The sequence below is a fragment of the Zhongshania aliphaticivorans genome (assembly GCF_001586255.1).
Lineage (GTDB): Bacteria > Pseudomonadota > Gammaproteobacteria > Pseudomonadales > Spongiibacteraceae > Spongiibacter > Spongiibacter aliphaticivorans.
This window is the reverse complement of record NZ_CP014544.1, coordinates 247,263-260,070: the sequence shown is the minus strand read 5'-3', so window position 1 is coordinate 260,070 and position 12,808 is coordinate 247,263. Positions and strand designations below refer to the sequence as shown.

Here is a 12,808-nt window from a genome sequence, read left to right as displayed (position 1 = left end):
TATTGCTGCAACGAAGTGCGAATTTCACGCGACCACCACGCAGCATTCGCTGCGTTCATATGGATACCTGCCTACGCAGGTATGACTTAATGCGGCACAGGGGCATGACTACAAATTATGCATTCCCCACTTCTGCGCAGGCAGGACAACAAATACTGCAAATTTAATTTATTCGTCACTCCTGCGGAGGCAGGAGTCCATCTCAGCCACGAAGTGCGGAATTCACGCAGCCACCACACAGCATTCGCTGCGTTCATATGGATCCCTGCCTACGCAGGGATGACAGCAAAATTAATCATTCGGTGACCCTAAGAGGGTATGACGACAAATACGGTAAATTTAATTACTCGTCGCCCCTGCGAAGGCAGGGGTCCATCGCAGCCACAAAGTACGGAGTTGAATGCTACCACCGAAGCATTTAATAGTGCCTACTTGCGCGACAAGCCACTCCCCCCGATACTACTGCAATGGACACACTCAGCAAAAAAATTATTCATGCCGCACAACACACCGACAATATCGCTGCGCTGTGGCTTTATGGTTCACGAGCCAGACAAGACCATCATGACCACAGCGATTATGACCTTGCTGTTGCATTCAGCAACTGGGAAAAAGACCCTCTAGAACGCCGACTCCGCCCAGAGCTTCTCGCACTAGACTGGCACACACAATTATCACTCCCAGAAGGTACGCTCAGCATTGTTGACCTAGCCACCGCACCTATTCCCTTAGCATGGAACATCCTTATTGAAGGCAAATTATTACTAGACCTATCACCCGCGCATCGCATGCGCCAAGAAGCGCGCATCATGTCACGCTGGGAACTTGACTTTGCCTACCATCAGCGGCAACGTGCATAAACACTAAACACACGCAAAAAATTTATGAGCGCCTCGAACTCTGCCTACCTATCAGCACTCGCTGAACACATAGACCAGTGCGAATACGACTTAAAATCACTGAAAGACATATTGGCTACCCGAAACTTTAGCCGACTGGAACAACACGCTGCCGAACGAACACTACAAATACTTATAGAAAGTGCGATTGGCCTAGCCAAGCATTGGACAAAGGCCACTAGTCACATAACACCCAGTGAAGCACTCACCTCCTTTAACAATCTTGCAGACCAAGGCCTAATTGAAAAATCCGACAACTGGCGCAAAATTGTTGGACTGCGGAACGTCCTTGTTCACGACTACCTCAATGTAGACAGCCAGATAGTCCAAGACATCATCGGCAAAGCCTACTTCAACGATATTTTGCGATTTGCGCGCAAAGCCATAACGGCGCTGAGCTCTTAACGGCTACTTGGATACCCGCCCCTGCCGCCGCAGGTATGACTTCGGGGGTTAGGCCTCCCTCTATACATTAGTCACTCCTGCGGAGGCAGGAGTCTATTACTGCAACGGAGTTCGGGCTTAAACGCTGCCCCACCAAGCATTCACTGCGTTCATATGGATCCCTGCCTGCGCAGGGATGACTTCGGGGGGTTAGGCCTCACTATATTAGTCACTCCTGCGGAGGCAGGAGTCTATTACTGCAACGGAGTTCGGGCTTAAACGCTGCCCCACCAAGCATTCGCTGCGCTCATATGGATCCCTGCCTGCGCAGGGATGACTTCGGGGGGGTTAGGCCTCACTATATTAGTCACTCCTGCGAAGCCGGACTCTGCCCCTGCGAAGGCAGGGGGTCCATCTCAGCCACGAAGTGCGGAATTCACGCAGCCACGACCAAGTATTCGCTACGCTCATATGGATCCCTGCCTCCGCAGGGATGACTTCTGGGGGTTAGGCCTCACTATATGTTAGTCACTCCTGCGGAGGCAGGAGTCTATTGCTGCAACGGAGTTCGGGCTTAAACGCTGCCCCACCAAGTATTCGCTGCGCTCATATGGATCCCTGCCTGCGCAGGTATGACTTCGGGGGTTAGGCCTCCCTCTATATATTAGTCACTCCTGCGGAGCCGGACTCTGCCCCTGCGAAGGCAGGGGGTCCATCTCAGCCACGAAGTGCGGAATTCACGCAGCCACCACAAAACATTCACTGCGTTCATATGGATCCCTGCCTGCGCAGGGATGACTTCGGGGGTTAGGCCTCCCTCTATATATTCGTCACTCCTGCGGAGGCAGGAGTCTATTGCTGCAACGGAGTTCGGGCTTAAACGCTGCCCCACCAAGCATTCACTGCGGTCATATGGATCCCTGCCTCCGCAGGGATGACTTAATGCGGCACAGGGGCATGACTACAAATTAAGCATTCCCCACTTCTGCGCAGGCAGGACAACAAATACGGCAAATTTAATTTATTCGTCACTCCTGCGAAGGTTCGGACTCCGCCCCTGCGAAGGCAGGGGGCCCATCTCCGCAACGAAGTGCGAATTTCACGCAGCCACCACAAAGCATTCACCGCGTTCATATGGATCCCTGCCTTCGCAGGGATGACTTAATGCGGCACAGGGGCATGACTACAAAGTAAGCATTCCCCACTTCTGCGCAGGCAGGACAACAAATACGGCAAATTTAATTTATTCGTCACTCCTGCGAAGGCAGGAGTCCATCTCCGCAACGAAGTGCGAATTTCACGCAGCCACCACAAAGCATTCGCTGCGCTCATATGGATCCCTGCCTGCGCAGGTATGACTTAATGCGGCACAGGGGCATGACTACAAATTAAGCATTCCCCACTTCTGCGCAGGCAGGACAACAAATACGGCAAATTTAATTTATTCGTCACTCCTGCGAAGGCAGGAGTCCATCTCCGCAACGAAGTGCGAATTTCACGCAGCCACCACAAAGCATTCACCGCGTTCATATGGATCCCTGCCTTCGCAGGGATGACTTAATGCGGCACAGGGGCATGACTACAAATTAAGCATTCCCCACTTCTGCGCAGGCAGGACAACAAATACGGCAAATTTAATTACTCGTCGCTCCTGCGGAGGTTCGGACTCCGCCCCTGCGAAGGCAGGGGGCCCATCTCAGCAACGAAGTGCGAATTTCACGCTGCAACCACAAAGCATTTAATAGTGCCTACTTGCACGACAAGCTACTCCCCCCGATACTACTGCAATGGACACACTCAGCAAAAAAATTATTCATGCCGCACAACACACCGACAATATCGCTGCGCTTTGGCTTTATGGCTCACGAGCCAGACAAGACCATCATGATCACAGCGATTATGACCTTGCTGTTGCATTCAGCAACTGGGAAAAAGACCCTCTAGAACGCCGACTCCGGCCGGAGCTGCTCGCGCTAGACTGGCACGTACAATTATCACTACCAGAAGATACGCTAAGCATTGTTGACCTAGCCACCGCGCCTATTCCCTTAGCATGGAGCATCCTCATTGAAGGCAAATTATTACTAGACCTATCACCCGCGCATCGCATGCGCCAAGAAGCGCGCATCATGTCACGCTGGGAACTTGACTTTGCATACCATCAGCGGCAACGTGCATAAACACTAAACACACGCAAAAAATTTATGAGCACCTCGAACTCTGCCTACCTATCAGCACTCGCTGAACACATAGACCAGTGCGAATACGATTTAAAATCACTGAAAGACATATTGGCCATCCGAAACTTTAGCCGGCTGGAACAACACGCTGCCGAACGAACACTACAAATACTTATAGAAAGTGCGATTGGCCTAGCCAAGCATTGGACAAAGGCCACTAGCCACATAACACCCAGTGAAGCACTCACCTCCTTTAACAATCTTGCAGACCAAGGCCTAATTGAAAAATCCGACAACTGGCGCAAAATTGTTGGACTGCGGAACGTCCTTGTTCACGACTACCTCAATGTAGACAGCCAGATAGTGCAGGACATCATCAGCAAAGCCTACTTCAACGATATTTTGCGATTTGCGCGCAAAGCCATAACGGCGCTGAGCTCTTAAGGGCTACTTGGATACCCGCCCTTGCCGCAGCGGGGATGAGACCAAAATAATCGTCCGTCAACCAGACGAGAGTATGACGAAAAACACAGCAAGCTAAATTGATCGTCACTCCTGCAAAGCCGGACTCTGTCACTGCGAAGGCAGGGGGTCCTTTGCAGCACCGAAGTGCGGAATTAACGTGACCACCACAAAACATTCACTGCGCTCATATGGATCCCTGCCTTCGCAGGGATGACTTAATGCGGCACAGGGGCATGACTACAAATTAAGCATTCCCCACTTCTGCGCAGGCAGGACAACAAATACTGCAAATTTAATTTATTCGTCACTCCTGCGAAGGCAGGAGTCCATCTCCGCAACGAAGTGCGAATTTCACGCAGCCACCACAAAGCATTCACCGCGTTCATATGGATCCCTGCCTGCGCAGGGATGACTTAATGCGGCACAGGGGCATGACTACAAATTAAGCATTCCCCACTTCTGCGCAGGCAGGACAACAAATACTGCAAATTTAATTTATTCGTCACTCCTGCGAAGGCAGGAGTCCATCTCCGCAACGAAGTGCGAATTTCACGCAGCCACCGCGAAGCATTCACTGCGCTCATATGGATCCCTGCCTTCGCAGGGATGACTTCGGGGGTTAGGCCTCACTATATACATTAATCACTCCTGCGAAGCCGGACTCTGCCCTTGCGAAAGCAGGGGGTCCATCTCCGCAACGAAGTGCGAATTTCACGCAGCCACCACAAAGCATTCACCGCGTTCATATGGATCCCTGCCTTCGCAGGGATGACTTAATGCGGCACAGGGGCATGACTACAAATTAAGCATTCCCCACTTCTGCGCAGGCAGGACAACAAATACTGCAAATTTAATTTATTCGTCACTCCTGCGAAGGCAGGAGTCCATCTCCGCAACGAAGTGCGAATTTCACGCAGCCACCACAAAGCATTCGCTGCGCTCATATGGATCCCTGCCTTCGCAGGGATGACTTAATTCGGCACAGGGGCATGACTACAAATTAAGCATTCCCCACTTCTGCGCAGGCAGGACAACAAATACTGCAAATTTAATTTATTCGTCACTCCTGCGAAGGCAGGAGTCCATCTCCGCAACGAAGTGCGAATTTCACGCAGCCACCACAAAGCATTCACCGCGTTGTACGACCGGTCAGAGGGGTTACACTTTAGCCCGGGCACATGGGTTACACTTCAAACTCATTGTCCGGGTCTAATAATCCGCTTTTGTCGCTCATCGAGTATGCCTAATTTCAATGTCGATACATAGGTCATCCAGCAGCCATCATCGATAGGCTCCAAGCCGATATATTCTCCCGCGAGCAAGTTGGCGACATAGATCGGTAGCTGCTTCCATTTCATATTCCCATCGGAACGCACTTTTCTGATCACGTAGTGATCGGGATAGTGAAACTCCTGTTCCTCGCCGGTATAAATTCGCGGTGACCGCGTGTAATGCTGCGCTGGTGGCGTATCGTTGAGCGCCTCATGGGGCCGGTAGTTGTTGTAACTAAACTGGTAGTGGTTAAAGGCGCGCTGCTGCGCGGATAAATCGCCTTTTGGCGGCTTGCAAACAGCGGCTTTTAAGCTTCGATGAAAGCGTTCATGGCGGCCATTTTCTTGCGGCCGACCAGGGCGTATTCGTTCAGGCATCACTCCTCGTTTTAATAACCATAGGCTGAATTGGCTAAGCCCACCGATACGCGTAGACGCAAACGGACTGCCGTTGTCTGAGCGAAGGTAGTCCGGCAAGCCATAGTCGTAAAACAGACGCTCAAATGCCGCTATGACGGGCGCTGTGTGTGTTGAGTAGAGACCCTTGCAGTCCAGCAGGTAGCGGCTGTAATTATCAAATACGGTTAAGGGATAGCAGCGCTTTTGATTGCCCAGCAGAAAGTCGCCTTTGAAATCCACACTCCAAACACGGTTTGGCTCACTTGCATGAGATAACGGCGCCGTCCTTGCCGGTGACTTATAGCGACGATTCCCGCGGTGCTTTACAAGCCCTTGGCGAGCGAAAATCTCACTCACCGTGCTGTGCGCAGGCCAGCATGAGTCTGGCTGGGTATTGCGTAAATACGCAACGACTTTACGGGGCCCCCAATCGGGAAACGCAAATTTAGTGTTTATGAGCGTCTGGGTAATCGATTCAGGCGTTTGATGCGTTTGCTGGTGTCGTGCTCGTGACCGATCGGACAAATCAGTCATGCCTTCCATTTTAAGGCGATAGACCCATTTGTGGCCCGTCTTGCGACTGATCCCGAAAGCTCTGCACAGTGCCGTCATCGAATGACGGCCTGTGAGCCAGGCTTTTAGGAAATGCTCCCGCTCGCTTACGTGGTCGGTCTTGTGCCAAGGCATGACAAACTCCTTATCGTTGTGGGATAAGAAGTGTTACCTATGTGGTCGGGCTAATCTGTAACCTATGTGACCGGTTTGTACCCGTTCATATGGATCCCTGCCTTCGCAGGGATGACAGCAAATAGGTACAAACCGGTCACATGGATACCTGCCCCTGCCTCCGCAGGTATGACACCGAATAGTCGTCCAGCGTCACTCTTGTGCAAAGCCATCTGGGTTGCCGCTCTGCCAACGCCAGGTGTCGGCCATCATTTGCTCTAGACTACGGCCAGCAACCCAATCCAGCTCCTGCTTGGCTTTATCGGCATTGGCCCAGAACGCGGGTAAATCACCACTGCGGCGGGGTGCGATTTTATACGGCACGGGTTGACCAGTGACAGCCTCAAACGCCTTTACCATATCCAACACCGACACACCTTGGCCGGTGCCTAAGTTAAAGGCGTGCAAACCCGGCTTTTCAAGCGCCAACAGTGACTGGCAGTGGCCCTCGGCCAAATCCACCACATGCAAATAATCACGTTGGCAGGTGCCGTCGGGGGTGTCGTAATCATCGCCAAATATCGCCAGCTCAGCCAATTTGCCAACGGCAACTCGGGCAATAAACGGCATTAAATTATTGGGGATGCCCTTGGGGTCCTCGCCAATCAAACCCGATTCATGGGCACCAATCGGATTAAAATACCGCAGCGCCGCAATTGCCCAGCGCGAATCCGACACACACAAATCAGCCAAAATCTGCTCAGCCATCGCCTTAGATGCGCCATAAGGGCTAGACGGCTGACCCAGCGCCATCGTTTCAACATAGGGCACAGGGGCATCTGGCCCGTACACCGTGGCAGAGGAGCTAAATACCAGTTTAAACACCCCAGCGTCAGCCATTGCCTGACACAACACCATAGTACCGTGCACATTATTCTCGTAATACCGAATGGGCTGCTCAACACTCTCGCCCACAGCCTTCAAACCGGCAAAATGAATCACCGCGTCAATCGCATGCGCAGCAAACACCGCAGCCATGGCACTGGCATCGCGAACATCGGCATTCACAAACACCGGCGCCTTGCCACAAATCGTCTCAATGCGTGGCAGCACCGCCAAATTGCTATTCACCAAATTATCAACAATCACCACCCCATAACCGGCCTTAAGCAGCTCCACAACCGTGTGACTGCCAATATACCCAGCACCGCCGGTAACAAGAATTGTTTTCATGCAACAACATCCACTGTAAAAAGCCTTATGGTAATGCAAGACAACGGGGAATAACTAACGCTTGAAGAGGAAAACCTTGGATGGGGCCAACACAACGACCTGCTATACCTACCCTAACTGCGAATACATCATTCTACACACCAACTATTTCCAGTGGAGTAGTAGATGCCAGCCTGCTATGCTATACACGTCATACGCGTATAGCATAGGAGGTTGCCATGCTTGCCATTAGATTGCCTGAAGACATCGAGGCGCGCTTAACTGCGTTAGCAGCCAAAACCGGCCGCACCAAAACGTTTTATGCCAAAGAAGCAATTCTAGAACATATAGATGATCTGGAAGATAAATACTTGGCCGCCAACCGACTAGAGAATCCTGGTAAACGCTGGACCTTGGACGATATGGAGCAGGATCTTGACGTGGAAAATTGAGTTTGACGACGCGGCAGCGAAAGAACTCCGAAAACTCGACCGAAAAGCACAACAAGAAATTCTGCGTTATTTCCGGGAACGCATTGCCACCAACGAAGACCCCCGCCGCTTTGGAAAACCACTTTCCCGCGATATGACCGGACTGTGGCGTTACCGTGTCCACAATTACCGCATAATCTGCCAAATTGAAGACGGCAGACTAGTCGTTTTAGTGCTGCGTGTTGGACATCGCAAAAATGTATACGAGTAAATAGTAACAATATCACTCATCGATCAGTACAGACCAAACTCAGACACGACCACCAAGAAGCATTCACTACGTAGCCGTTCACATGGATACCTGCCTGCGCAGGTATGACCTCATTCTGACTAATATCTGCCACTACCGAAACCAGGACACCCTATTAACATCGGACGTCGCCCCTGCGGAGGCAGGGGTCCATCTCAGCAACGAAGTATAAAAATTAGCGCTGCTAACAAAAGCATTCGCTACGCTCACGTGGATACCTGCCTACGCAGGTATGACCTCGTTCTGGTCCATACCTATCCCTGCCTACGTAGGTATGACGCCACGCTGGAGCATACCGTATCGCTCACGCGACGCTCGGGCGTCACCCCTGCGAAGGCAGGGGTCCATCTCAGCAACGAAGTATTAAAATTAGCGCTGCTAACAAAGCATTCGCTGCGCTCACATGGATACCTTCCTTCGAAGGTATGACCTCGTTCTGGTCCATACCTATCCCTGCCTACGTAGGTATGACGCCACGCTGGAGCATACCGTATCGCTCACGCGACGTTCGGGCGTCACCCCTGCGAAGGCAGGGGCCCATCTCAGCAACGCAGTATAAAAATTAGCGCTGCTAACAAAAGCATTCGCTACGCTCACGTGGATACCTGCCTACGCAGGTATGACCTCGTTCTGGTCCATACCTATCCCTGCCTACGTAGGTATGACGCCACGCTGGAGCATACCGTATCGCTCACGCGACGTTCGGGCGTCACCCCTGCGAAGGCAGGGGTCCATCTCAGCAACGGAGTATTAAAATTAGCGCTGCTAACAAAGCATTCGCTGCGCTCACATGGATACCTTCCTTCGAAGGTATGACCTCGTTCTGGTCCATACCTATCCCTGCCTACGTAGGTATGACGCCACGCTGGAGCATACCGTATCGCTCACGCGACGTTCGGGCGTCGCCCCTGCGAAGGCAGGGGTCCATCTCAGCAACGAAGTATTAAAATTAGCGCTGCTAACAAAGGCATTCGCTACGCTCACGTGGATACCTGCCTACGCAGGTATGACCTCGTTCTGGTCCATACCTATCCCTGCCTACGTAGGTATGACGCCACGCTGGAGCATACCGTATCGCTCACGCGACGTTCGGGCGTCACCCCTGCGAAGGCAGGGGTCCATCTCAGCAACGGAGTATTAAAATTAGCGCTGCTAACAAAGGCATTCGCTGCGCTCATATGGATACCTTCCTTCGAAGGTATGACACCAATTAATCATTCGTCGACCCTACGAGGGTATGACGACTAATACGGCAATTTTAATTACTCGTCACTCCTGCGAAGCCGGACTCCGCCCCTGCGAAGGCAGGGGGTCCATTGCTGCCACGGAGTTCGGGCTTAAATGCTGCCTCAATAAGCATTCGCTGCGCTACATGGATACCTTCCTACGAAGGTATGACAAAACGCCCTAAACACAAACACTTCGCCACTCCCGCGAAGGTATGACGAAATACCCTAAACACAAATATTCCGTCACTCCTGCGAAGGCCGAGCGTCGCTCCTGCGGAGGCAGGAGCCCATCTCAGCAACGGAGTCCGGATTTCACGCGACCATCACAGAGCATTCGCTGCGCTACATGGATACCTTCCTACGAAGGTATGACGAAATGCACTAAACATAAACGCCTCGTCGCCCCTGCGGAGGCAGGGGTCCATCTCAGCAACGAAGCTCAAAAATACGCTACCAGCCTATAACTAGGCCTTCGGCACCCTTCCATACCTATCTTCAAAGCGCACTATATCGTCTTCACCCAAATACGAGCCCGACTGCACTTCAATTAACTCCAGCGGAATCACCCCTGGGTTTTCCAAGGCATGCACAACCCCAACCGGAATATAGGTCGATTGGTTTTCAGTCAGCATTATCTCTTTATCACCATTGGTTACTTTGGCGGTACCCGACACCACAATCCAATGCTCGGCGCGGTGGTGATGCATTTGCACCGACAGCTTCGCCCCCGGCTTTACGGTAATCCGCTTAACCTGATAGCGCTCGCCATTGTCGATAGAGTCGTAAACACCCCACGGCCGATAAACATGACGGTGCTGCGAAACCTCACTGCGATTCTGCGCCTTTAAAGCCTCAACAATCTTTTTAACATCTTGCACCTGGTCTTTAGCGGCAACCAACACCGCATCGTTAGTTTCAACCACCACCACATTGTCTAAACCCACCGTGGCCACCAAACGGTGCTCTGCGCGAATATACGAGTTAACGGTATTGTGGCTCAGCACATCACCACTGCTCACATTGCCAGATGCGTCTTGGTCGCCAATTTCCCATAGCGACGACCACGCCCCAACATCGCTCCAACCCGCAGAGAGCGGCACCACCACCGCTTTGTCGGTTTTTTCCATCACCGCATAGTCAATAGATTCATCTGGGCAGGCCATAAAGGCATCGGCATCTATACGTAAAAAGTCTTTATCGCGCTGACGATTCGCAAAGGCCTTTTCGCAGGCAGTGTAAATATCGGGCCTAAAGGTCTTTAGCTCATTCAAATACACATCGGCGGCAAACAAGAACATACCGCTATTCCAGTAATAGCCACCCGCATCCATATAGCTCTGTGCTGTAGCAGCATCCGGCTTCTCAACAAAACGAGAAACCCCAAACGCCCCGCCCTGACCAACTACCTCAGCGCCGCGCTGAATATAACCATAGCCAGTATGCGCAGACTCGGGAACAATCCCAAAGGTCACTAAACTTCCCGCCTCAGCCTGCACCTGCGCAACGTTAACCGCCGCGTGAAACGCCGCCACATCATTAATCACGTGATCTGCCGCCATAATCAGCAACAACGGCGCTTTATCCCCTGCAGACTCAAGGGCATCAAATGCAGCTAACGCAATTGCCGGTGCCGTATTACGACCAACAGGCTCTAAAATAATAGAACTTAACTCGGCACCGAACTCCTGCGCCTGCTGTGCCACCACAAAGCGGTGCTCTTCATTGCAAATAACCGACGTACTGCCAGCACTCAAACCGTCAACCCGCGCAAGCGTGGCTTGCAGCATGGTGTCTTTTCCCACTACAGATAGAAACTGCTTGGGGAACAAACTACGACTAGAAGGCCATAAACGACTTCCGCTACCACCGGCCATAATAACTACGTGCATAGTACAACCTCTATAAAATTTAAAGCAGACATTCCTTAATATTACGCAGCATAGGTACTTGTGGAATCACGACGACTATAGATGCAGTAAATATAGAAACAAGCACAGTAAATTACCGTCCTTTAGTTTGATTATGAGGTCGCCACACTCCGCCCACGGCCAATCCCGTAATAAGCTATCCCATAAGCCTCAAGCATATCTGGGTCATACAAATTGCGACCATCAATAATAACGGGGTGTTTCAAATGCTCTTTAACAACCTCAAAATCCGGTGCTTTAAAGGCGTTCCATTCGGTACACACCACTAAGGCATCAGCGCCACGCAGGGCGGCTTCTTTGGTGCCCATTAAACTTAAATCAGCCCGAGTGCCATAAATGCGCTGTGCCTCATTCATTGCCTCGGGGTCAAAGGCCTGCACCACCGCACCAGCCGCCCACAACTTCTCCATTAGCACGCGGCTTGGCGCATCGCGCATATCGTCGGTGTTTGGCTTAAACGACAAACCCCACAAGGCAATGCGCTTACCCGCCAAATCACCGTCAAAATAGGCGTTCACATGCGCAAACAATTTATCTTTTTGGCGGTAGTTCACTTGCTCTACCGACTTCAACAAAGCGGGCACATAACCGACCTTCTCCGCCGTTTTAACCAAGGCTTGCACGTCTTTGGGGAAGCAAGACCCGCCGTAACCACAACCGGGATAAATAAAGTGGTAACCAATACGCGGGTCAGAACCAATGCCCTGGCGCACCTTTTCAATATCGGCACCTAACAATTCCGCTAGGTTTGCCATTTCATTCATAAAGCTGATTTTCGTCGCCAACATGCAATTGGCGGCGTATTTGGTTAGCTCCGCTGAGCGCACATCCATCACAATCATGCGCTCGTGATTGCGGTTAAACGGCGCATACAACTCGCGCATTTTTTCTTCTACAGCGGGGCTATCCGTACCAATCACAATCCGGTCTGGCCGCTGGCAATCGGCCACCGCCGCGCCTTCTTTCAAAAACTCGGGGTTAGACACCACGTCAAAAACCAGATCAACACCACGCTCGGCCAACACCGCCGCCACACAGGCGCTCACCTTATCGGCGGTACCCACCGGCACAGTGGATTTATCCACAATAATTTTGGGCGATTCCATATACGTCGCAATGGTCTTTGCCACTGCCAACACATACTGTAAATCGGCAGAGCCATCTTCATCGGGTGGGGTGCCCACTGCAATAAACTGTATACGGCCATGCTCAACGCCCATCGCAGCATCGGTAGTGAACTGCAAACGACCCGCCTCGTAATTACGCTGCACCAAGGGTGTTAAACCGGGTTCATAAATAGGGATAATGCCCTTTTTAAGGTTCTCGACCCGCTCGGCATTAATATCTACACACACCACATCGTGGCCAACCTCAGCCAAAACAGCGGCCTGCACAAGGCCCACATAACCAATACCGAAGACTGTAACCCTCATG

10 protein-coding genes are annotated in these 12,808 nt (G+C 51.7%); 6 read left to right on the top strand and 4 right to left on the bottom strand.

What is annotated here, in order from left to right; all coding sequences use genetic code 11:
- Positions 1-467: 467 nt before the first annotated feature.
- The 4 genes from mntA (AZF00_RS01230) to hepT (AZF00_RS01215) all read left to right on the top strand — a co-directional run bounded on the left by mntA (AZF00_RS01230) (position 468) and on the right by hepT (AZF00_RS01215) (position 3,907).
- Positions 468-860, top strand: a complete 393-nt coding sequence (gene mntA, locus AZF00_RS01230) for a type VII toxin-antitoxin system MntA family adenylyltransferase antitoxin (RefSeq protein ID WP_062382608.1) — start codon at positions 468-470, stop codon at positions 858-860.
- 24 nt (positions 861-884) lie between these two features.
- Positions 885-1,304, top strand: a complete 420-nt coding sequence (gene hepT / locus AZF00_RS01225; protein ID WP_062382605.1) for a type VII toxin-antitoxin system HepT family RNase toxin — start codon at positions 885-887, stop codon at positions 1,302-1,304.
- 1,766 nt (positions 1,305-3,070) lie between these two features.
- On the top strand, positions 3,071-3,463 hold the full coding sequence (mntA, locus tag AZF00_RS01220; protein WP_008246724.1) for a type VII toxin-antitoxin system MntA family adenylyltransferase antitoxin: 393 nt from the start codon (positions 3,071-3,073) through the stop codon (positions 3,461-3,463).
- Positions 3,464-3,487: 24 nt separating this feature from the next.
- On the top strand, positions 3,488-3,907 hold the full coding sequence (hepT, locus tag AZF00_RS01215) for a type VII toxin-antitoxin system HepT family RNase toxin (RefSeq protein WP_008246721.1): 420 nt from the start codon (positions 3,488-3,490) through the stop codon (positions 3,905-3,907).
- 1,217 nt (positions 3,908-5,124) lie between these two features.
- On the opposite strand, the gene AZF00_RS01210 is transcribed toward hepT (AZF00_RS01215), so the two are convergent.
- Positions 5,125-6,285: a DDE-type integrase/transposase/recombinase gene (locus tag AZF00_RS01210; protein ID WP_062382475.1), complete on the bottom strand. Its 1,161-nt coding sequence runs from the start codon at positions 6,283-6,285 to the stop codon at positions 5,125-5,127.
- A gap of 192 nt (positions 6,286-6,477) precedes the next feature.
- A complete protein-coding gene (galE, locus tag AZF00_RS01205; protein ID WP_062382603.1) occupies positions 6,478-7,497 on the bottom strand; it encodes a UDP-glucose 4-epimerase GalE in 1,020 nt (339 codons plus the stop codon).
- 218 nt (positions 7,498-7,715) lie between these two features.
- Here galE and relB point away from each other — a divergent pair, with 218 nt between their 5' ends.
- Both relB and AZF00_RS01195 read left to right on the top strand, forming a co-directional pair.
- The gene (relB, locus tag AZF00_RS01200) at positions 7,716-7,928 is read left to right on the top strand and encodes a type II toxin-antitoxin system RelB family antitoxin (RefSeq protein ID WP_062382600.1); all 213 of its coding nucleotides are present in this window, start codon (positions 7,716-7,718) and stop codon (positions 7,926-7,928) included.
- The gene (locus tag AZF00_RS01195) at positions 7,912-8,178 is read left to right on the top strand and encodes a type II toxin-antitoxin system RelE family toxin (RefSeq protein WP_062382596.1); all 267 of its coding nucleotides are present in this window, start codon (positions 7,912-7,914) and stop codon (positions 8,176-8,178) included. Before relB ends, AZF00_RS01195 begins: the two co-directional genes overlap by 17 nt.
- A 1,732-nt stretch (positions 8,179-9,910) precedes the next feature.
- Here AZF00_RS01195 and AZF00_RS01190 read toward each other — a convergent pair.
- Both AZF00_RS01190 and AZF00_RS01185 read right to left on the bottom strand, forming a co-directional pair.
- Positions 9,911-11,335, bottom strand: a complete 1,425-nt coding sequence (locus AZF00_RS01190) for a mannose-1-phosphate guanylyltransferase/mannose-6-phosphate isomerase (RefSeq protein ID WP_062382592.1) — start codon at positions 11,333-11,335, stop codon at positions 9,911-9,913.
- A gap of 131 nt (positions 11,336-11,466) precedes the next feature.
- Entirely contained in the window at positions 11,467-12,807 is a 1,341-nt protein-coding gene (locus AZF00_RS01185) for a UDP-glucose dehydrogenase family protein (RefSeq protein WP_062382589.1), read from the bottom strand.
- Position 12,808: the final 1 nt, after the last annotated feature.